The organism is Streptomyces sp. NPDC047853 (assembly GCF_043204535.1).
Lineage (GTDB): Bacteria > Actinomycetota > Actinomycetes > Streptomycetales > Streptomycetaceae > Streptomyces.
This window is the reverse complement of sequence record NZ_JBIDCI010000005.1, coordinates 264645-285754: the sequence shown is the minus strand read 5'-3', so window position 1 is coordinate 285754 and position 21110 is coordinate 264645. Positions and strand designations below refer to the sequence as shown.

Sequence of the window (21110 nt, the reverse complement as noted above, 5' to 3'; positions counted from 1 at the left end):
AAGAGGGGGGCGGGGCGAAGCCCCCGCCCCCACCGGCTCAGCCGCCGGAGGCACCCGCGCAGTCGGCGCACGTGCCGAAGATCTCCACCGTGTGCGCCACGTTGACGTAGCCGTGCTCGGCGGCGATGGCCTCCGCCCACTTCTCCACGGCGGGGCCCTCGACCTCGACCGCCTTGCCGCAGGTGCGGCAGACCAGGTGGTGGTGGTGGTCGTCGCTGGAGCAGCGGCGGTAGACGGACTCGCCGTCGGCGGTGCGCAGGACGTCGACCTCGCCGGCGTCGGCGAGGGACTGCAGGGTGCGGTAGACCGTGGTGAGCCCGACGGAGTCGCCCTTGTGCTTGAGCATGTCGTGAAGCTCCTGAGCGCTGCGGAACTCCTCGACCTCCTGGAGGGCCGCCGACACGGCGGCCCGCTGCCGGGTGGCACGTCCCTTCACGGGCGGTCCAGCGGTCGTCACCGGTTCCTCCTCACATCTGCGGCTTGCCGGGCCATTGTGCCAGCCCGGCCGGGCGGCAGTCAGACGCCGAACTCGTCGCCGGCCCCCCGGGTGGCTGGAATCTTGCATTCCGTCGGATCGCCGGAGGGCTCCGCCGCGGCGGCCGCCCGCGCGCGTCGCCGGGCCAGCGGCACGGCCAGCGCGGTCAGCAGCACGAACGCTCCGATGGTGAGCAGCACGATGGTCGCGCCGGGCGGCACGTCCTGGTAGTACGAGGTGACCGTGCCGCCGATGGTCACGCTGACGCCGATGGCCACGGCCACGGCGAAGGTGGCGGCGAAGCTGCGGGTGAGCTGCTGGGCGGCGGCCACCGGGACCACCATCAGCGCCGACACCAGCAGCAGTCCGACCACGCGCATCGCGACCGTCACGGTCACGGCGGCGGTGACGGCGGTGAGCAGGTTCAGCGCCCGCACCGGCAGGCCGGTGACCCGGGCGAACTCCTCGTCCTGGCTGACCGCGAAGAGCTGGCGGCGCAGGCCGACGGTGACGAGGACCACGAAGGCGGCCAGCAGGCAGATCGCCGTGACGTCCGACTCGGAGACCGTCGAGAGGGAGCCGAAGAGGTACGAGGTGAGGTTGGCGTTGGAACCCGTCGGCGCGAGGTTGATGAACATCACGCCGCCCGCCATGCCGCCGTAGAAGAGCATGGCGAGGGCGATGTCGCCGCGGGTCCTGCCGTACCAGCGGATCAGCTCCATGAGGACCGCGCCGAGCACGGACACCAGGGTGGCCATCCACACCGGGGACCAGGTGAGCAGGAAGCCGAGGCCGACGCCGGTCATGGCCACGTGGCCGATGCCGTCGCCCATGAGGGCCTGGCGGCGCTGGACCAGGTAGATGCCGACGGCGGGGGCGGTGATGCCGACCAGGACGGCCGCCAGCAGCGCCCGCTGCATGAAGGCGTAGTTCAGGATTTCCATCAGCTCAGCAGTCCCGTGCGGATCGGTTCGGCGCCCGCCGGTGCGTGCGGGTGGACGTGGTCGTGGCCGGGCAGCGCGTGCTGGCCGACCGCCTTCGGCGGCGGGCCGTCGTGCAGCACGCAGCCGTCGCGGAGCACCACCGCGCGGTCGATCAACGGCTCCAGGGGGCCCAGTTCGTGCAGGACGAGCAGGACGGTGGTGCCGGCGGCGACCTGCTCGCGCAGGGTGTCGGCCAGGACCTGCTGACTGGCCAGGTCGACGCCGGCCATCGGCTCGTCCATGATCAGCAGCTCGGGTTCGGCGGCGAGCGCGCGGGCGATCAGGACCCGCTGGTGCTGGCCGCCGGAGAGGGCGTCCACGGAGTCCTTGGCGCGGTCCGCCATGCCGACCAGGTCGAGGGCCCGGCGTACGGCCTCGTGGTCGGCCTTGCGCAGGATGCCGAAGCGGGCCCGGGAGAGGCGGCCCGAGGAGACGACCTCGGTCACCGTCGCGGGGACGCCGCCCGCGGCCGTGGTGCGCTGCGGGACGTAACCCACGCGCGCCCAGGCGCGGAAGCGGCGCCGCGGGGTGCCGAACAGCTCGACCTCCCCGGCGGTGACCGGCACCTGGCCGATGACGGTGCGCACGGCCGTGGACTTGCCCGAGCCGTTGGCGCCGAGCAGTGCGACGACCTCGCCGCGGCGCACGGTGAGGTCGATGCCGCGCAGGACGGGGCGGGAGCCGAGTTCGGCACGGACGCCGCGCAGCGAGATGACGGGCTCGGTCATGCCACCCTCCGGTTGATCGCTCTGGACCGTCTGGTCGGTCACTTGGTGCCCAGGGCCGCCTGGAGGGCCTTGAGGTTGGCTTCCATGACCTGGAAGTAGTCGTCGCCGCGGGACTTCTCGGTGATGCCCTCGACCGGGTCGAGGACGTCCGTCTTCAGCCGGGCGTCCCGGGCGACCGTCTTCGCGGTCTCGTCGCTGACCAGCGTCTCGTAGAAGATCGTGGAGACGCCGTCGGCCTGGGCCGTCCTCGCGAGTTCCTTGACCCGGGCGGCGCTGGGCTCGGCCTCGGGGCTGAGGCCGCTGATGGCCTCCTCGGTGAGGCCGTAGCGCTCGGCGAGGTAGCCGAAGGCGGCGTGCGTGGTGACGAAGGTCCTGGTCTTCGTGTCCTTCAGCCCGGTCTCGAACGTCGTGTTCAGGTCGCCGAGCTTCGCGACCAGGGCCTCGGTGTTCTTCTTGTAGTCCGCGGCGTGGTCCGGGTCGGCCTTCTCGAAGGCCTTGCCGACGCCCTCGGCGACCTCGGCGTACTTGACCGGGTCGAGCCAGATGTGGGGGTCCTTGCCGCCCTCGCCGTGGTCGTGGCCGTGCTCCTCCCCGGCGTGCTCCTCCTCGGCGTGCTCGCCCTCCGCGTGCTCGTGCCCGTGCTCGTCCGCGTGGCCGCCGACCTCGGCGCCGTGCTCCTCCAGGGAGGTCAGCGTCGCCGCGTCGATCTTCGTCTTGGCGCCGGACTGGGCGATGGCCTCGTCGGCGGAGGGCTGGAGGCCCTTGAGGAAGAGCGCGGCGTCCGTCTCCTCGAGCTGGGCGCGCTGCTTGGCGCTGATCTCCAGGTCGTGCGGCTCCTGGCCGGGCTGGGTCAGACTGGTCACGCTGACGTGGTCGCCGCCGATCTGCTCGGCGAGGAAGGCCATCGGGTAGAACGACGCGACGACGTCGAACTTGTCGGTGTTGCCGGGCTTGCCCGCCGCCGAGCCGTCGCTGGAGCAGGCGGAGAGGGTCCCGAGGCCGAGCGCGGCGGCCGCGGTGACTGCTATGCCGGATATGCGGCGTCGTCGTACGTTCATGACACTCATTTTCAACAAATATGGAAACCGTTGTCAACAAAGCGGTCCCGCACCCCCGATTTGGCCGGGGGGCGGCTCCCGCCGGTAACCTGAATCATTCTCTTGGAGGCGCTTCGCGCCGCACCAGTCAGTCACCGTCGTCGTAATGAAGAGAGCACCGTGGCCGCCGACAAGATCGACACCATCGTCAGCCTGAGCAAGCGCCGTGGCTTCGTTTTCCCGTGCAGTGAGATCTACGGCGGTCAGCGCGCCGCCTGGGACTACGGACCGCTGGGTGTCGAGCTCAAGGAGAACCTCAAGCGCCAGTGGTGGCGCTACATGGTCACCTCGCGCGAGGACGTCGTCGGTCTCGACTCCTCCGTCATCCTCGCCCCGGAGGTCTGGGTGGCCTCCGGCCACGTCGCCACCTTCACGGACCCGCTGACCGAGTGCACCTCCTGCCACAAGCGGTTCCGCGCGGACCACCTGGAAGAGGCCTACGAGGAGAAGAAGGGCAAGGCCCCGGAGAACGGCCTCGCCGACCTCAACTGCCCCAACTGCGGCAACAAGGGCACCTTCACCGAGCCCAAGCAGTTCTCCGGTCTGCTCTCCACCCACCTCGGCCCGACCCAGGACAGCGGCTCCGTCGCCTACCTGCGGCCCGAGACCGCCCAGGGCATCTTCACCAACTTCGCCCAGGTGCAGACCACTTCGCGCCGCAAGCCGCCGTTCGGCATCGCCCAGATGGGCAAGTCCTTCCGCAACGAGATCACGCCCGGCAACTTCATCTTCCGCACCCGCGAGTTCGAGCAGATGGAGATGGAGTTCTTCGTCAAGCCGGGCGAGGACGAGAAGTGGCAGGAGTACTGGATGGAGCAGCGCTGGAACTGGTACACCGGCCTCGGCATGCGTGAAGAGAACATGCGCTGGTACGAGCACCCGGCGGAGAAGCTCTCCCACTACTCCAAGCGCACCGCCGACATCGAGTACCGCTTCTCCTTCGGCGGCAGCGAGTGGGGCGAGTTGGAGGGTGTCGCCAACCGGACGGACTACGACCTCTCCTCGCACGCGAAGGCCTCCGGCCAGGACCTCTCCTACTACGACCAGGAGGCCCAGGAGCGCTGGACGCCGTACGTCATCGAGCCGGCGGCCGGTGTCGGCCGGGCGATGCTGGCCTTCCTCCTCGACGCGTACGTGGAGGACGAGGCGCCGAACGCCAAGGGCAAGCTGGAGAAGCGCACCGTGCTGCGCCTCGACCCGCGCCTGGCGCCGGTGAAGGTCGCGGTGCTGCCGCTGTCCCGCAACCCGGAGCTGTCGCCCAAGGCCAAGGGCCTCGCCCAGGCGCTGCGGCAGAACTGGAACATCGACTTCGACGACGCCGGTGCGATCGGTCGGCGCTACCGCCGCCAGGACGAGATCGGCACGCCGTTCTGCGTCACCGTCGACTTCGACACGCTCGACGACAACGCGGTGACCGTCCGGGAGCGGGACACCATGAAGCAGGAGCGGGTGTCGCTGGACCAGATCGAGGGCTACCTGGCGTCGAGGCTCGTCGGCTGCTGACGACCGCTTTCCGGGACCACGGCTTTCGCCCACCCCTCCGTCCGACGCGTTCGGGCGGAGGGGTGGGCGCTGTCGTCCGGGGAGCCCGCGACGAGTGGTCCCCGATACGGGTGGGCCATTGGACCTGTGGGGCCCGGGCGTCCCGCCGCAGGGTGGTGCCCATGAGCCTCGCCTTCCTGCTGACCACCTTCGTGGTCGTCGCGACCCCCGGCACCGGGGTCGTCTACACCCTCGCCGCCGCCCTCTCGCGCGGCCGCCGCGCGAGCGTCGTCGCCGCCCTCGGGTGCGCGCTCGGCATCGTGCCGCACCTGCTGGCCACCGTCACCGGCGTCGCGGCGGTGCTGCACGCCAGTGCCACCGCCTTCCAGGTCCTCAAGTACGCCGGTGTCGTCTACCTGCTGTACATGGCGTGGGCCACGCTCCGCGACAGGGAGACGCTCACGGTGGCCCCCGAACGGGGGAAGCCCGTCCCGGCGGGACGGGTGATCCTGCGGGGCGTGCTGATCAACATCCTCAACCCGAAACTGACGCTGTTCTTCTTCGCCTTCCTGCCGCAGTTCGTGGATCCGGGCCGGGCCGGCGCCCTGCCGCGGATGCTGCTGTTGGGCGGCGTGTTCATGGCGGTGACCTTCGTCGTCTTCGCCGCGTACGGCGTCCTGGCCGCGTCCGTGCGCAGCCATGTCGTCTCCCGGCCGCGGGTGATGGCGTGGCTGCGGCGGAGCTTCGCGGGGTCGTTCGTGGCGCTGGGGGCGAAGCTGGCGTTCACGGCGCGGTAGGGCGGTCCGGGTGCGTTCGGGTGTCGCCCGGGGGCGGCGCCCGGGGTGCGGGAACCCTGAGTTGTGCGGATGGTGATATTCCAGGATTTCCACCGCATGCACAGGGCGAGGACGAAACAGTCATGGCTGAGCAGAAGTCGGCGCAGACGCTCCCGAGGCCGTTGCACGCGGCCGCGTCGGCGCTGCGGAAGGTTCCGGGTGCCGGGACGGTCGGCAGGGTCGCCGAGGGCGCGCTGGACAAGGTCGGGGCCGTGTCGCCGCGCGGGCGGCGCGCCCTCGTGTACACGGGGGCCGGGGTGCTGGGCGTCGTCGGGCTGGTCGAGTGGCCGGTGGCGGCCACCGGGGCGGCGGTGGCGTGGCTGACGCGGCCGCGACCGCAGGAGTCGCCCGAGGCGGAGGCCGCGCGGGTGCTGCGGGACGGTGCGGGGGCCTCGGGCGGTGGCACGGAGGGCCGCGGCGCGGGCACGTCCGGTACGGCGGCCGCGGGGCGGTCCCGTACGGCGGGGTCGGGGGCGGGCGGAGCCGGTGCCGCCGCCGGGGGAACGGCGCGGCGCAGTGCCGCGAAGAAGACGTCGGACACGCAGGCCGCGGGTCGGAAGAGCCAGGCAGCTAAGGGTGGCGCGGCGAAGACGGGTGGGGCGAAGGCGGGCGCGGCCGAGTCGGGTGCCGCCCAGCAGACGGCCACCAAGATCAGCGCCGCGAAGAGGGCCGCGAGGAGCGGCACGGCGGGGAGCGGCTCCGCGAAGAAGACGGCCGCCAGGTCGGGCGCCGCCAGGTCCGGCGCGGGCGGCTCCGGTACGGGCGGCTCCGGCGCGGGCAGGTCCACCGCGGCGGGGCCCGGCTCCGCGGGCGCGAGCCCCGCCAAGAGGGCCGCCACGAAGAGCACCACCCCAAAGAGCACGGCCAAGAAGAGCACGGCCAAGAAGAGCGCGGCGAAGAAGAGCGCGGCGAAGAAGAGCACCGCCACGAAGAGCGCGGCCACGAAGAGCACCGCCACAAAGACCGCGGCGAAGAAGAGCACGGCCAAGAGCAGTGCCGCGAGGAGCGGCGCAGCGCGGAGCAGCGCCGCGAAGAAGGCGTCCGCCAGCCGGCCGGCCGCCTCCGGGCGCGGCCGGAGCACGAAGACGGCCGCCGCCAAGACGGCCGCCGCCAAGAAGACCGCCGCCAGGAAAACGGCCGCGTCCACGCGGAAGACGGGCTGAGACACGGCGATGGTCGGTGGACTTCTGACGCGCTCCCAGGGCGCCGTGACCGGGATCGTACTGGCCGGGCCCCGGCTGCTCGCGCGGGGCACCGCACCCGCGGTGGGCGCCGCGGCCGGCGCCGTCGCGGGCACCGCCCGGGCCTCGGTGCGCGGTGCCGACTTCGCCGCGCGGGCGGCACGGGTCGCGCGCGCCGCGCTGCCGGGCGGCGGCTCCACCCGCGACTGGCGTGCCGGGCCCCGGGCGCACCTGGCGCTGCGGCCGGCCGCGACGGAGGAGGTGCGCCGGGCGGGTGGCACGCAGCGCGTGGCGCGTCGGGTGGCGGCGGCCCTCGCCGAGCACCCGGACGTGGCGCTCGCCTACTGGGACACCGGCCTCACCCGGCTGGTGGTCACCGCGACCGAGGAGGCGCTCACCGACCGGGTGGTCGACCGGGCCACCGAACTCGCCGAACAGCACGGACTGACCCGGGCGGAGCAACAGGGGCCGGACGATCCGGTGGAGGAGCTGACCCACCCCGGCGACCCCGCCTCGGTGCGCGTCGCCGCCACCGCCCTCGGCGCCGACCTCCTGGGCATCGCCGCCGCCGTGACCGGGGCGCGCCTGCGGTTGCCGCCCTCGCCCCGCCTGGTGACGGCCGTGGGGACGCTGCTGCGCGAGAACCCGGCCTTCCGCGCCTGGCTGCGGGAACGGCTCGGCGCCCACGGCATGGACGTGGCGCTGGCCGCCGCCAACGCGGCCGTGCACGGCGCCGGGCAGAGCCCCGCCTCGCTGGTGCTGGACGGTGCCCTGCGCGCCTGCCAGCTGACCGAGGCGGTGACCCGGACGGCGACCTTCGAGGTGGTGCACGACCGCCTGTGCGCGCCGGGCCGGGGGAGTCTGCCCGCCGACCCCGCCGTGCGCCCCCCGCTGCGGACCTCCCCCGCCCAGGAGTACGCGGCCCACGCCTCCACCGGCAGTGTGGCCGGCGCGTTGGCGACCCTGCTGGTCAAGCACGACGTGGCCGAGGCCGCCGAGGCGGTGCTGGCCGGTTCGCCCAAGGCCGCGCGTTACGGACCCGCCGCCTTCCACGCCGTACTGAGCACCGCGCTGTCCCGCGACGGTGTGCTCGTGCGCGACCCGGAACGGCTGCGGCAGCTGGAGATGGCCGCCACGGTCGTCCTGCACCCCAGCGCGCTGCGGGCGCCGGGGGCGAGCGCGGACCCGTGGACCGAGGACGTGCTGGACGCCGCCCGGCGCGCGGGCCTGCGCGTCGTGATGGTCGAGGACCCGGCGCTGGCCGACTTCACCGGACTCGCGGACCAGGTCGTCGGCGCCGGCCGCCCGCTCCGGGACGTCGTGGGCGAACTGCGCGCCGAGGGCGGCGTCGTCACCGTCGTACGGCCCCTGTCCGGTGACGACGACGCGGCGGTGGCCGGGCTGCTCGCCGGGGACGTGGCCGTCGCGCTGGCCGACGCGGACGCACCGGTGGCCTGGGGCGCGGACGTGATCGCCCCACAGGGCCTCGCCGACGTCTGGCGGCTGCTGCGGGCGGTGCCGGCGGCCCGGGCGATCGGGCGCCGGTCGCAGACGCTGGCCCGGTCCGGGGCCGCGCTGTCCGGACTGCTGGTGGCGGTCGGCGAGGCGCGCAAGGGCAGGCAGGGACTCACCGGCTCGCTGCTGCCCGGACTGCGGCACGCTCCGGTCGACGTGGGCGCGGCGGTGGCCCTGCTGTCCGGAACGCGCGCCGCGCTCGGTGTGGCCGCGGCCCGCGCCCCGCACCCCCGCGCGCGGGTCGCGTGGCACACGCTGGACCCCGCGGCCGTACGGGAACGCCTGGACCGGGAGAAGGAGCCGGAAGCGTCCCTGGCCGAACAGCTGACGGCCAGGATGCACGCGGTGGCCGACCGGGCCGGCCGTGTCCCGGCCCTCGCGCCGGTGAAGTGGACGTGGCAACTGGGCCAGGCCGTACGCGGCGAGCTGGACGACCCGCTCACCCCGGTGCTCGCGGTCGGCTCGGCGGCCGAGGCGATCCTCGGCTCCGTGATGGACGCCCTGCTGGTCGTCGGCGCCCTGGACCTGAACGCGCTGGTCGGCGGCTTCCAGCGGCTGCGCGCCGAGCGGGCGCTGTCCGGGCTGCTCGCGCAGCAGAAGCAGAAGGCCCGGGTCGCCGAGGAGGAGACCCACGACCCGGCGGCCGAGCCGAGGGTGGTGGACGCCGCGAAACTGCGTCCGGGACACATCATCGAGCTGAAGGCGGACGACGTCGTGCCCGCCGACGCCCGGCTGCTGTGGGAGGACGGCCTGGAGATCGACGAGTCGTCCCTCACCGGAGAGTCCCTCCCCGTCGACAAGCGCGTCGACCCGGTGCCGAACGCCCCCGTGGCCGAGCGGCTCTGCATGGTCTTCGAGGGGACGACCGTGGTGGCCGGCCGCGCCCAGGCCGTCGTCGTGGACACGGGGGAGCACACCGAGGCCTCCCGGGCGGTCTCGCTGGCCGCCCGGACGCCGTCGGCGGCCGGGGTGCAGGCCCGGCTCCAGGAGCTGACCCGCAAGGCGCTGCCGCTGACCCTGGCGGGCGGCGCCGCGGTGACCGGCCTCTCGCTGCTGCGCGGCACGCCGATCCGGCAGGCCGTCGCCGGTGGCGTGTCGGTGGCGGTGGCCGCGGTGCCCGAGGGGCTGCCGCTGGTGGCGACGGTGGCGCAGCTGGCGGCGGCCCGCCGGCTCAGCCGCCACGGCGTCCTCGTACGGACGCCGCGCACGCTGGAGGCGCTGGGCCGGATGGACACCGTCTGCTTCGACAAGACGGGCACGCTCACCGAGAACAAGCTGCGGCTGACCCGGGTCGCGGGCGCCGACGGCACGGTCCGCAAGGCGGGCGACCCGGACGCCGCCGACGCCGTGCGGGTCGCCGCGCGCGCCTGCCCCCGCCTGAACGGCGACGGCGCCCGCCCCACGCACGCCACCGACGAGGCCGTCCTCGACGCCGCCGGCGACGACCCGCGCTGGACGCAGGAGGAGGGCCTGCCCTTCGAGACCTCCCGCGGCTACGCCGCCGCCGTCGGACGGGACGGCAGGGGAGCGCCGGTGCTCGTGGTCAAGGGCGCCCCGGAGACCGTGCTGCCCGCCTGCGCCGGCCTGCCCTCCCACGTCACGGAGGTGGCGCACGGGCTGGCCCGCGACGGACTGCGCATCATCGCGGTGGCCAGCCGGCCGCTGCGCAAGGGCGAGAAGGCCGCCGACGTCCTCGAACAGGAGCCGCGGGAGCTGGAGTTCACGGGGATGCTCGGGCTGTCCGACGTCCCGCGCGAGACGTCCCCGGCGCTGGTGCACGGGCTGCGCGAGGCGGGCGTACGGCCCGTGGTGCTGACCGGCGACCATCCGCAGACCGCCCACGCCATCGCCGTGGAGCTGGGCTGGCCCGAGGACGCCGTCGTGGTCACCGGCGACGAACTGGCCGCCGCGGACCGCACGGCACGGTCCCGGATGCTGCGGGACGCGGACGTCGTGGCCAGGGTGGCGCCGGAGCAGAAGCTCCAGGTCGTCGAGTCGCTGCGGGATGCCGGACGGGTCGTCGGCATGGTCGGCGACGGTGCCAACGACGCCGCCGCGATCCGCGCGGCCGACATCGGCGTCGGGATCAGCGCCCGCGGCTCGGCCGCCGCCCGCAACGCCGCCGACCTGGTCGTCACCGGTGACGACCTGCTGGTCCTGGTGGAGGCGGTGCGGGAGGGCCGGGCACTGTGGCACAGCGTCGCCGACGCCATCGCGATCCTCATCGGGGGCAACGCGGGCGAGGTCGGCTTCGGCATCCTCGGCACCGTCCTCGGCGGTGCCGCTCCGCTGTCCACCCGGCAGATGCTGCTGGTCAACCTGTTCACGGACCTGTTCCCCGCGATGGCCGTGGCGGTCACGGAGACGGGGGACACCGAGCAGGAGGAGGACGACGCGGGCGCGCCGCTCGGTGCGGCGGTGCTGGGCGAGCCGCTGATCCGGCAGATCCGGCACCGGGCCCTGACCACGGCGCTCGGTGCGACCGCCGCCTGGCTCCTCGGCCGGTTCACACCGGGCACGGGGCGCCGCTCCACGACGATGGCCCTGTGCGCCGTGGTCGGCACCCAGCTCGCCCAGACCCTGGCCGACCGGCGCGGCAGCCGCCTGGTCCAGGTCACCTCGCTGGGCTCCGCCGCCGCGCTGGTCGCCCTGGTGCAGACGCCGGGCGCCAGCCAGCTCTTCGGCTGCACGCCGCTGGGGCCCGTCGCCTGGGCCGGCGTGGCCGCGGCGATCGTCCTGGCGCTCGCGGGGCAGCGGGCGCTGCCACGGGTGGAGGAGGTGATCGGGCGGTACTGGCCCGCGGTGATGGAGCGGATGCCGGAGATGGTGCGGACCGTGGTGTGAGGCGTGCGGTGGGGTTGGTGCGGGGTTTTGCGCAGTTCCCCGCGCCCCTTCAGTGAGGGGGGTGGGGGCGTGTGTCGGGTGCGGGTGGGTGGGGGGATATGCGCAGTTCCCCGCGCCCCTGGGTGGGGGGTGCGGGTGGAGTGTCGGGTGTGAGTGGGTGGGGGGTTTGCGCAGTTCCCCGCGCCCCTGAGGGGGTGGGTGGGGGCTGGGCGTGTAGGTCCCCCGCGCCCCTACGGGGTGGTCGCGTGGGGGGTTTTCCGGGGGGACGGGGTCTTCAGGCGTTCCGCGGTGCGTTCCGCCGTGCGGTGGGCCCAGCGGCCGTTCGCCACGGCGCCGAGGACGAGGACCGACAGGCCGCAGGCGGCCAGGATCCACCAGCCGGGGCGGGCCGCGGCGACGAAGGTGTCGCCGTACGACGACGTGCCCACGCCCGCCGCGAGCACCGCGCCGATCACCGCCACGCCCAGCGTCTGGCCCAGCTGGCGGCTGGTGGAGGCGACGGCGGCGGCGACCCCGGCCTGGGCGCGCGGCATGCCGGAGACCGCGGTGTTGGTGATGGGCGCGTTGACGAAGCCGAAGCCCACGCCGAACAGCGCGTAGCCGATGAAGAGGGTGACGTTCGAGGTCTCGGCCTCGAAGGCGGCGAACAGCACCCCGCTCACGGTCAGCGCGCCGCCCGCGATCAGCAGGGACAGCCGTGGCCCCCGGCTGCCGACCAGCCGTCCGGACAGCGGGGCGCACAGGAAGGTCGGCACGGCCATCGGCAGCATCCACAGCCCGGCGTGCAGGGCGCTGAGCCCGCGCACGTTCTGCAGGTACAGCGTGGACAGGAACAGGAACCCGCCCAGCGCGGCGAAGGCGGTGACCGCCGTCACGGTGGCCCCGCTGAAGGGCACCGACCGGAAGAAGCGCAGGTCGATCAAGGGCTCGGCGCGGCGGGGTTCGTAGCAGAGCAGGCCGAGCAGGGTGGCCGTCGCCAGCGCGGCGAACGGCAGGACCCGCACGAACCCGGCGTTCGGCGCCTCGATGATCGCGTACGTCAGCGAGCCGAACAGCACGATCACCATCAGCTGGCCCAGCGGGTCCGGGCGGCGGGCCTTCGGTGCGCGGGACTCCGGGACGAAGCGCAGGGTGAGCAGCAGGGCCGCCAGGCCCACCGGCAGGTTGACCCAGAAGATCGAACGCCAGCCGACCGACTCCACGAGCACCCCGCCCACCAGCGGACCCGCGGCCATGGATATGCCGACGACCGCGCCCCAGACGCCGATGGCACGGGCGCGTTCGCGCGGGTCGGTGAAGGTGTTGGTGATGATCGACATGGCGACCGGGTTGAGCATCGAGCCGCCCACCGCCTGCACCATCCGGAAGACGACCAGCCAGGACAGGTCCGGGGCCAGCGAACAGAGCAGCGAGCCGAGGGTGAAGACGACCAGGCCCGTCATGAAGACCCGCTTGCGGCCGATCCGGTCGGCCGTGGAACCGGCGAGCATCAGCAGCGCGGCCAGCACCAGGGTGTAGCCGTCGACGGCCCACTGGAGTCCCGACGTGCTCGCGTCGAGATCGCGCTGCACGGCCGGCAGGGCCACGTTGAGGATCGTGTTGTCGATGCTCACGATCAGCAGGCTCATGCAGCAGATGGCGAGCACGAGCAGACGGCGGCGGTGGGACGGCTCGGGCATGGCCTCCATCGTACGCACATGTCGATAGTGCGGCTAACTAATGACCGATACACGGTCTCTGTCCACAGGCGCGACGAGCACCGCCTCGCGTACGTGACAATGGAGGAATGTCCACGCCCACCGCGCCCGCTCCCAGCACCGTCACCCGGCCGTTGCAGGTCGGCCCGCACACCGTCGCGCCGCCCGTGGTGCTGGCGCCGATGGCCGGGATCACCAACGCGCCCTTCCGCACGCTGTGCCGGGAGTTCAGCGGCGGCAAGGGCCTGTTCGTCAGCGAGATGATCACGACGCGGGCGCTGGTCGAGCGCAACGAGAAGACCATGCAGCTGATCCACTTCGACGCGACCGAGACACCGCGCTCGATCCAGCTCTACGGCGTCGACCCGGTGACCGTCGGCAAGGCCGTCCGCATGATCGCGGAGGAGGGCCTCGCCGACCACATCGACCTGAACTTCGGCTGCCCGGTCCCCAAGGTGACCCGCAAGGGCGGCGGCTCCGCCCTGCCGTACAAGCGGAACCTGCTGCGGGCCATCGTCCGCGAGGCCGTGACCGGCGCCGGCGACCTGCCCGTCACCATGAAGATGCGCAAGGGCATCGACGACGACCACCTCACCTTCCTCGACGCCGGCCGCATCGCCGTCGAGGAGGGCGTGACCGCCATCGCCCTGCACGGCCGCACCACGGCCCAGCACTACGGCGGCACCGCCGACTGGGACGCCATCGCCCGCCTGAAGGAGCACGTCCCGGAGATCCCCGTGCTGGGCAACGGCGACATCTGGACCGCCGAGGACGCGCTGCGGATGGTCCGGGAGACCGGCTGCGACGGGGTCGTGGTCGGACGCGGTTGCCTGGGGCGGCCGTGGCTCTTCGCCGACCTGGTCGCCGCCTTCGAGGGCCGCACCGACACCTACGTACGGCCCACCCTGCGCGAGGTCGCCGACGTGATGGTCCGGCACGCCACCCTGCTCGGCGAGTGGATCGGCGACGAGGCGCGGGGCGTCATCGACTTCCGCAAGCACGTCGCCTGGTACCTCAAGGGGTTCGCCGTCGGCTCCGAGATGCGCAAGCGGCTCGCGATCACCTCCTCGCTGGAGGCGCTCCGGGCCGGCCTGGACGAACTCGACCTCGACCAGCCCTGGCCCACCGGCGCCGACGGCCCGCGCGGCCGCACCTCCGGCAACAACCGGGTGGTCCTGCCGGACGGCTGGCTGAAGGACCCGTACGACTGCGCGGGCGTCGGCGAGGACGCGGAGCTGGACACCTCCGGCGGCTGACCGGGCCCGTCCGGCCCCCGGTGCGGGCGGCTCCGGTCAGCCCCCGGTGGGGGCGGCTCGGGTCAGCCCCCGGTGGGGTGCGGGGTGGAGCCGTACGCCGTCAGGAAGCGGTCGCGGAAGGAACTCATGCGCCACACCGGGGCGTCCTCGGCGGGCTTCAGCCCTTCCGTCCAGTTCCAGTCGTCGATCGCGTCGAGCACCTTCGGGTCCCTGGCGACGACCGACACCGGGACGTCCCGGCTCGCCCCGTTCCCGCTGACGCGGGCGAGCGGTTGGTGGTCGCCGAGGAAGACGAGGACGGTGTCGTCGGTGCCGTAGCGCTCCAGCCACTGGGTGAGGCTGGTGAGCGAGTACTCGACCGACCTGCCGTACCCCTCCTTGGAGCGGGTGGAGTCGGCGATGACGTCCGCGGCCTTCTCGCCCGACTTCTCGATGCCCTCGAAGACCGAACCGTCACCGACCTCGTCCCAGTCGACCATCCGGGGGACCGGCGCCCACGGCTGGTGGCTGGAGGTCAGGATGATCTCCGCCATCAGCGGCCGGTCGCGCTTCCTGCCGTGCTCCAGGCGCTGGAAGGCCTCCAGCGCGTACTGGTCGGGCATGGTCGACCAGCTGAACTTCGGACCCCGGTAGCCGACGTCGAAGGCGTCGTAGACCTTGTCGAGGCCGTACCACTCGGCCTCCGGCCACGCCTTCTGGACGCCCGGCATGACGCCGACGGTGTCCCAGTCGCCGGTCTTCGCGAACGCCTTGGTGAGGGTGAGGTGGTCGCCCGCGGTCACGGTGCGGTAGCGCTGCTGGTTGTCCACCCACAGGCCCGACAGGAAGGTGGAGTGGCCGAGCCAGCTGCTGCCGCCGTACGTCGCCGAGGTCAGCCAGCCGCTGCGGGCCCGGAAACCGGCGTCGGCCAGCGCCCGCGTGCTGCTGTCCAGCGTCCGTCCGACACCGGGTGCCGTCACCGGGTCCTCGACGGCGCTGCGGCCGTAGCTCTCGATGAAGGTGAAGAGGACGTCCTTCCCGCGCAGGTCCGGCACCAGCTGCTCGGCGGGCGTGCCGCCGAACCGGTCCGCCCGCGCCTCCTTCGCGAACGCCGCCTCGTCCCGCAGCGTGTCCACCACCCGGTGGGCCTGCGCCTCCAGGGCCCCGGACGCACTCCTGGTGGCGACCGGCACGCCGAAGGTCTGCACGCCCAGCGCCACGCAGGTCATCCACACGGTGGCCGCCAGCAGCGCGCCCCGGGCCGCCCGCTCCCGGTGCGCGGCGAGCAGCTCACCGAGCCGGACCACCGCCAGCGCCATGAGCACCGGCAGCAGCGTGGCGCCCCCCACCGCGCCCACGGCGGCCCAGGTCGCCGCCGCCCCGCCCATCGAGTCCGCCACGTACGACCGGGCGTCGTCCAGCAGGCCCCAGTCCAGGACCAGGTTGAAGCCCCGGCCCAGGTACTCGGTGAAACCCATGTCGAGCAGGTTCAGCACGGTCAGCGCACCCAGGCCGGTGCCGAAGAGCGCCGCCAGCACCAGCCGCGGCACGCGCGGCAGGCAGAGCAGCAGCACCGCCCCGATGACCGCCTCCGCCGGTATCCGCGCGAACCGGTTGGGCTCCAGGGCGACGAAGCTGTTCGGCAGCAGCAGCGCCCCGAGCACGAGGACGGCGGCGAGGAGGGTCGTGCCCCGGCGGACGGCGCGCGCGGCACGCGGGTGCCGGGCGCGCCAGTGGGCGAGGCGGGCGCGTGGGCCGCGCGGACCGCGCGGGGCACGGACGGGTGTGTCCGGCCGGACGCCGGGTGCCGGGGCCTCCTCCGGGACCGGTGCGTCCTGCGGCCCCGATGTCCGCGGCTCCGACGTCTGCGGTCCCGATGTCCGCGGCTCCGAGGTCTGCGGCTCCGAGGTCTGCGGCTCCGAGGTCTGCGGCTCCGAGGTCTGCGGCTCCGATGTCCGCGGCTCCGACGTCTGCGGCCCCGAGGGCTCCCGCCCCGAGGGCTGCGGCCCCGAGGGCTCCCGCCCCGACGTCTGCGGTGCGCCGATGGGTTCCCCCGGGTCCTCGGGCTCGACGAGGTCCGGCTCGGTCGGCTCGTCGGGTTCGCCCGGGTCCCCGGCTCCGCCGAGGCCCCCCACTCCGTCCGTGGCTCCCGTCCCGCCCGCGTCACCGTCCCCGGTGTCCGGGGCGGGTGGCTCGTCGGCCGGGGACGGTGACTGGCCGAAGCGTGTGGAGACAGGCACCCGGAGGTCCTTCCGTGCGAACGCGGTGGTCGGCGGACCCGGCGAGGGGGCCGGATCCGCCGCCCCCTCGTACGTCCGCCGCGAGCGGTCCGTTCACCGGTCCGCATGGTGAAATCCGACGGCCTGTGGCAGCGTGATTCTCGCCACCTCTGATAGAGGTAGCGCTCAGATGAGCGGATCATGAGCGATTCCACTTCTGGAAGGTGTGGCACTGAGTGCCACACCTTGATCGTTCATCGACCGAACTCAAACGTGGACAAGCTCGCTCAGGTGAGCGTCAAGCGATGCTTTTGAAGGGCTGTTCGTTCAAGAAGTGAAAACACTGGTGGCAGGTCGCTTGCCAAGCCTTGACTTTCGATCCGCTGGCGGACGGGTGGTTACAGGCGCATGACGCGCAAGTGGACGTACCCAGGTGCCTTTGATCTGGGTAGATTCCTCGCCGTCAGGGCAGCCACCGCGTCCTCGAGGAGTCGAGACCCGTGTCGGAAAACAAAGATCTCCAGGTAACGAACGCACCGAAGTTCGTTTACGACTTCACCGAGGGCAACAAGGACCTCAAGGACCTCCTCGGCGGCAAGGGCGCCAACCTCGCCGAGATGACCAACCTGGGTCTTCCGGTCCCTCCGGGCTTCACCATCACGACCGAGGCCTGCAAGACCTACCTCGACAGCGGCGAGGAGCCGGCGGCACTGCGTGACGAGGTGAGTGCGCACCTCGACGCCCTCGAGGCGAAGATGGGCAAGAAGCTCGGCCAGGCCGACGACCCGCTGCTCGTGTCGGTGCGCTCCGGAGCCAAGTTCTCCATGCCCGGCATGATGGACACGGTCCTCAACATCGGCCTCTCCGACAAGTCGGTGCAGGGCCTCGCCCGGCAGGCCGGTGACGACCGCTTCGCCTGGGACTCCTACCGGCGCCTGATCCAGATGTTCGGCAAGACCGTCCTCGGCGTCGACGGCGACCTCTTCGAGGAGGCGCTGGAGGCGGCGAAGGCGGCCAAGAAGGTCACGGTGGACACCGAGCTGGAGGCGGCCGACCTCAAGAAGCTCGTCACCAAGTTCAAGAAGATCGTCAAGACCGAGGCCGGCCGGGACTTCCCGCAGGACCCGCGCGAGCAGATGGACCTCGCCATCAAGGCCGTCTTCGACTCCTGGAACGGCGAGCGCGCCAAGCTCTACCGCCGCCAGGAGCGCATCCCGCACGACCTCGGCACCGCCGTCAACGTCTGCTCCATGGTCTTCGGCAACCTGGGCCCCGACTCCGGCACCGGCGTCGCCTTCACCCGCGACCCCGCCTCCGGCCACCAGGGCGTCTACGGCGACTACCTCCAGAACGCCCAGGGCGAGGACGTCGTCGCGGGCATCCGCAACACCGTCGCGCTGGCGGAGCTGGAGCGGATCGACAAGAAGTCGTACGACCAGCTGATGCAGATCATGGAGACGCTGGAGAACCACTACCTGGACCTCTGCGACATCGAGTTCACCATCGAGCGCGGCCAGCTGTGGATGCTCCAGACCCGCGTCGGCAAGCGCACCGCGGGCGCGGCCTTCCGCATCGCCACCCAGCTCGTCGACCAGGGCCTGATCGACGAGGCCGAGGCGCTCCAGCGCGTCAACGGCGCCCAGCTGGCCCAGCTGATGTTCCCGCGCTTCGACGACGACGCGAAGGTGGAGAAGGTCGGCCGGGGCATCGCCGCCTCGCCGGGCGCCGCGGTCGGCAAGGCGGTCTTCGACTCGTACACCGCCGTGAAGTGGTCCCGCTCGGGCGAGAAGGTCATCCTGGTGCGCCGCGAGACCAACCCGGACGACCTGGACGGCATGATCGCCGCCGAGGGCATCCTGACCTCGCGCGGCGGCAAGACCTCCCACGCGGCCGTCGTGGCGCGCGGCATGGGCAAGACCTGTGTCTGCGGCGCCGAGGAGCTGGAGGTCGACACCAAGCGCCGCCGGATGACCGTGCCCGGCGGGCACGTCGTCGAGGAGGGCGACGTCATCTCCATCGACGGCTCCTCCGGCAAGGTCTACCTCGGTGAGGTCCCCGTCGTGCCGTCGCCGGTCGTCGAGTACTTCGAGGGCCGCATGCACGCGGGCGCCGAGGACGCCGACGAGCTGGTCGAGGCCGTGCACCGGATCATGGCCTTCGCCGACCGCAAGCGCCGGCTGCGGGTGCGGGCCAACGCCGACAACGCCGAGGACGCGCTGCGCGCCCGCCGCTTCGGCGCCCAGGGCATCGGCCTGTGCCGCACCGAGCACATGTTCCTCGGCGACCGGCGCGAGCTGGTGGAGCGGCTGATCCTGGCCGACACCGAGACCGAGCGCGAGGAGTCCCTGAAGGAGCTGCTCCCGCTCCAGAAGCAGGACTTCGTCGAGCTGTTCGAGGCGATGGACGGCCTGCCGGTCACCATCCGCCTGCTCGACCCGCCGCTGCACGAGTTCCTGCCCGACATCACCGAGCTGTCGGTGCGCGTCGCGCTCGCCGAGTCCCGGCAGGAGCCGCACGAGAACGAGCTGCGCCTGCTCCAGGCCGTGCACCGCCTGCACGAGCAGAACCCGATGCTGGGCCTGCGCGGCGTGCGCCTCGGCCTGGTCATCCCCGGCCTGTTCACCATGCAGGTACGGGCCATCGCCGAGGCCGCGGCCGAGCGCAAGGCGGCCAAGGGCGACCCGCGGGCCGAGATCATGATCCCGCTGGTCGGCACCGTGCAGGAGCTGGAGATCGTCCGCGACGAGGCCGACCAGGTCGTCGCCGAGGTCGAGGCGGCCACCGGCGCCAAGCTCAGGCTGGCCATCGGCACGATGATCGAGCTGCCGCGCGCCGCGCTGACCGCCGGGCAGATCGCCGAGGCCGCGGAGTTCTTCTCCTTCGGCACCAACGACCTGACCCAGACCGTGTGGGGCTTCAGCCGCGACGACGTCGAGGCCAGCTTCTTCACGGCCTACCTGGAGAAGGGCATCTTCGGCGTCTCCCCGTTCGAGACCATCGACAAGGACGGCGTCGGCTCCCTGGTCGCCGCCGCCGCGCAGGCCGGCCGCGCCACCCGCCCCGACCTGAAGCTCGGTGTCTGCGGTGAGCACGGCGGCGACCCGGAGTCGGTGCACTTCTTCCACGAGGTGGGCCTGGACTACGTCTCCTGCTCCCCGTTCCGTATCCCGGTGGCGCGGCTGGAGGCCGGCCGCGCGGCGTCGCGGTCGAAGGGCAGCGACCACCGCTGATCGCTCCGCCGGGAGGCCGGTGCGTAGCTGCGGGATCGCTGTGGCCGGTCGCGCAGTTCCCCGCCCCCTGCGGGGCGCGGACTCACCGCACCGGCCCTCAGAGCCCGAAGACCCCGGAGCCGTCGTCTGTCACCCGACCACCCTCACCGATCGGCGGCGGCTCCGGACCACGGAAAGAGGCGGCACCCCTGTGCGGGGGGTGCCGCCTTTCGCGTGCCGGGGGGTGCCGCCTTTTGTGACGTGATCGATGGTGTGAACTCCTGTGCGCCTGAGCAGCAGCAACCTGTCAGCAATGTTTGAGAGCCCTGACAGTGGACAGCGGCCGACACCGGAACGGTGGTTGGATGACCCAGACGGAGCACAGGGAACCATCCGGTACGACCGCACCGCGCGGGCACGCGGAAGGAACCGTCTCCGGTGTGCCGGGGCCACGGACCGCCGCGGAGGCGCGCGTGCCGGAGGCGGGGCCCACCGTCCGCAGGGACCGGCTCGCGGCGCTCGACGGACTGCGGTTCCTGGCGGCGCTGGCCGTCGTGTTCTTCCACTTCGTCGGCCAGGCGCCCTCCACGATGCAGACCATCTGGGGCCGGCCCGTCGGCGAGGTCTTCCCGCAGGCGCACGGCTATTTCGCGTTCGGCCGGCTCGGCGTCGAACTCTTCTTCCTGATCAGCGGCTTCGTCATCTGCATGAGCGCGTGGGGGCGCACCCCGCGCGACTTCTTCATCTCCCGCGTCACCCGGCTGTACCCGATGTACTGGGCGGCGATCGTGATCAGCGGGTGCGTGATCTTCTTCGCCGACAACCCCTTCGGGCATCCGCACCCGCGCGTGCTGTTCGCCAATCTGACGATGCTGCAGACCCCGCTCGGCGTGGAGCACCTGGACTCCGTCTACTGGACCCTCTGGCCCGAGATGTGCTTCTACCTCACCTTCGCGGTCGTGGTGTGGAAGGGCCTGACCTATCAGCGCGTGGTGATCTACTGCGGACTGTGGACGGTCGCCGCGGTACTGGCGCCCGGCGCCGACATCCGGTTGCTCACCCTGCTGGTCAACCCGCCGTCGGCCCCGTACTTCATCGCCGGCATGGCCTTCTACCTCATGTACCGCTACCGGCCGACGCCACTGCTCTGGGGCATCGTCGCCATGTCGTGGCTGGTGGCGCTCCACTTCCTGCTGACGCCCGAGGGGGGCCGCCTCAACTGGGACTCGTGGTCCCCGGGGCGCGGCTGGCTGGTCCTGGTGATCACGGTCTTCTTCCTGCTGATCGCCGCCGTCGCCCTCGGCTGGACCAGCCGGATCCGCTGGCGGGGGCTGACGGTCGCCGGCACGCTGACCTTCCCGCTGTACCTGCTGCACGACGCCATCGGCGTGAACGTCCTGCACCGCTTCGGCGACCGCGCCGACCCCTGGGTCGTGGTCGGGATCACCGTCGCGGCCCTGGTCGCGCTCTCCTACGTCGTGCAGCGGTTCGTCGAGCGTCCGGTGGCCCGGGCCGCCAAGCGCTGGCTGAGCAGCGCCGCGTTCAGCCTGAAGACGCCGGCGCCCCGCCGCTGAGCAGCGGACGGGACGCCGCAGGCAGCCGGCCCGCC

General features: G+C 72.8%; 13 protein-coding genes. 7 read left to right on the top strand and 6 right to left on the bottom strand.

Annotated elements, in window-relative coordinates:
- Positions 1-37 precede the first annotated feature (37 nt).
- The 4 genes from ACGF5T_RS12720 to ACGF5T_RS12705 are packed head-to-tail and all read right to left on the bottom strand — an operon-like array spanning position 38 to position 3244.
- Positions 38-457, bottom strand: coding sequence for a Fur family transcriptional regulator (locus tag ACGF5T_RS12720; protein ID WP_356603220.1), 420 nt, complete (start codon positions 455-457; stop codon positions 38-40).
- Between the two features lie 59 nt (positions 458-516).
- Positions 517-1419, bottom strand: a complete 903-nt coding sequence (locus ACGF5T_RS12715; protein WP_356603218.1) for a metal ABC transporter permease — start codon at positions 1417-1419, stop codon at positions 517-519.
- Positions 1419-2186 (bottom strand): metal ABC transporter ATP-binding protein, encoded by a 768-nt coding sequence (locus tag ACGF5T_RS12710; protein WP_356603216.1) that lies wholly within the window; start codon positions 2184-2186, stop codon positions 1419-1421. The genes ACGF5T_RS12715 and ACGF5T_RS12710 overlap by 1 nt, the downstream gene beginning before the upstream one ends.
- 38 nt (positions 2187-2224) lie before the next feature.
- Entirely contained in the window at positions 2225-3244 is a 1020-nt protein-coding gene (locus ACGF5T_RS12705; protein ID WP_361014512.1) for a metal ABC transporter substrate-binding protein, read from the bottom strand.
- Positions 3245-3403: 159 nt separating this feature from the next.
- Between ACGF5T_RS12705 and ACGF5T_RS12700 the strand changes: the two genes are divergently transcribed.
- From ACGF5T_RS12700 to ACGF5T_RS12685, 4 genes are all read left to right on the top strand, one after another.
- Complete coding sequence (locus ACGF5T_RS12700; protein WP_356603212.1) at positions 3404-4786, top strand: glycine--tRNA ligase; 1383 nt, start codon at positions 3404-3406, stop codon at positions 4784-4786.
- A gap of 161 nt (positions 4787-4947) precedes the next feature.
- On the top strand, positions 4948-5562 hold the full coding sequence (locus tag ACGF5T_RS12695; RefSeq protein ID WP_356603210.1) for a LysE family translocator: 615 nt from the start codon (positions 4948-4950) through the stop codon (positions 5560-5562).
- 122 nt (positions 5563-5684) lie between these two features.
- The gene (locus tag ACGF5T_RS12690) at positions 5685-6764 is read left to right on the top strand and encodes a hypothetical protein (protein WP_366766530.1); all 1080 of its coding nucleotides are present in this window, start codon (positions 5685-5687) and stop codon (positions 6762-6764) included.
- Between the two features lie 9 nt (positions 6765-6773).
- Positions 6774-11141, top strand: coding sequence for a cation-translocating P-type ATPase (locus ACGF5T_RS12685; RefSeq protein ID WP_366766531.1), 4368 nt, complete (start codon positions 6774-6776; stop codon positions 11139-11141).
- Between the two features lie 230 nt (positions 11142-11371).
- On the opposite strand, the gene ACGF5T_RS12680 is transcribed toward ACGF5T_RS12685, so the two are convergent.
- Positions 11372-12820, bottom strand: a complete 1449-nt coding sequence (locus ACGF5T_RS12680) for an MFS transporter (RefSeq protein ID WP_366766532.1) — start codon at positions 12818-12820, stop codon at positions 11372-11374.
- A 107-nt stretch (positions 12821-12927) separates the two neighbouring features.
- Here ACGF5T_RS12680 and dusB point away from each other — a divergent pair, with 107 nt between their 5' ends.
- Positions 12928-14094: a tRNA dihydrouridine synthase DusB gene (dusB, locus tag ACGF5T_RS12675; protein WP_356603202.1), complete on the top strand. Its 1167-nt coding sequence runs from the start codon at positions 12928-12930 to the stop codon at positions 14092-14094.
- A 62-nt stretch (positions 14095-14156) separates the two neighbouring features.
- Here dusB and ACGF5T_RS12670 read toward each other — a convergent pair whose 3' ends face one another.
- Entirely contained in the window at positions 14157-16118 is a 1962-nt protein-coding gene (locus tag ACGF5T_RS12670; RefSeq protein ID WP_392887853.1) for a CDP-alcohol phosphatidyltransferase, read from the bottom strand.
- A gap of 674 nt (positions 16119-16792) precedes the next feature.
- Here ACGF5T_RS12670 and ppdK point away from each other — a divergent pair.
- Positions 16793-19522, top strand: coding sequence for a pyruvate, phosphate dikinase (ppdK, locus tag ACGF5T_RS12665; RefSeq protein WP_366766534.1), 2730 nt, complete (start codon positions 16793-16795; stop codon positions 19520-19522).
- Between the two features lie 344 nt (positions 19523-19866).
- On the top strand, positions 19867-21075 hold the full coding sequence (locus tag ACGF5T_RS12660; RefSeq protein ID WP_356603196.1) for an acyltransferase: 1209 nt from the start codon (positions 19867-19869) through the stop codon (positions 21073-21075).
- Positions 21076-21110: the final 35 nt, after the last annotated feature.

Excerpts from the sequence above, each read along its gene's own strand:
- ACGF5T_RS12690 (WP_366766530.1), top strand. The coding sequence starts at position 5,685 with ATGGCTGAGCAGAAGTCGGCGCAGACGCTCCCGAGGCCGTTGCACGCG.
- ACGF5T_RS12660 (WP_356603196.1), top strand. The coding sequence starts at position 19,867 with ATGACCCAGACGGAGCACAGGGAACCATCCGGTACGACCGCACCGCGC.
- ACGF5T_RS12695 (WP_356603210.1), top strand. The coding sequence starts at position 4,948 with ATGAGCCTCGCCTTCCTGCTGACCACCTTCGTGGTCGTCGCGACCCCC.
- ACGF5T_RS12705 (WP_361014512.1), bottom strand. The coding sequence starts at position 3,244 with ATGAACGTACGACGACGCCGCATATCCGGCATAGCAGTCACCGCGGCC.
- ACGF5T_RS12685 (WP_366766531.1), top strand. The coding sequence starts at position 6,774 with ATGGTCGGTGGACTTCTGACGCGCTCCCAGGGCGCCGTGACCGGGATC.
- ACGF5T_RS12710 (WP_356603216.1), bottom strand. The coding sequence starts at position 2,186 with ATGACCGAGCCCGTCATCTCGCTGCGCGGCGTCCGTGCCGAACTCGGC.
- ACGF5T_RS12715 (WP_356603218.1), bottom strand. The coding sequence starts at position 1,419 with ATGGAAATCCTGAACTACGCCTTCATGCAGCGGGCGCTGCTGGCGGCC.
- ACGF5T_RS12680 (WP_366766532.1), bottom strand. The coding sequence starts at position 12,820 with ATGCCCGAGCCGTCCCACCGCCGCCGTCTGCTCGTGCTCGCCATCTGC.
- dusB (WP_356603202.1), top strand. The coding sequence starts at position 12,928 with ATGTCCACGCCCACCGCGCCCGCTCCCAGCACCGTCACCCGGCCGTTG.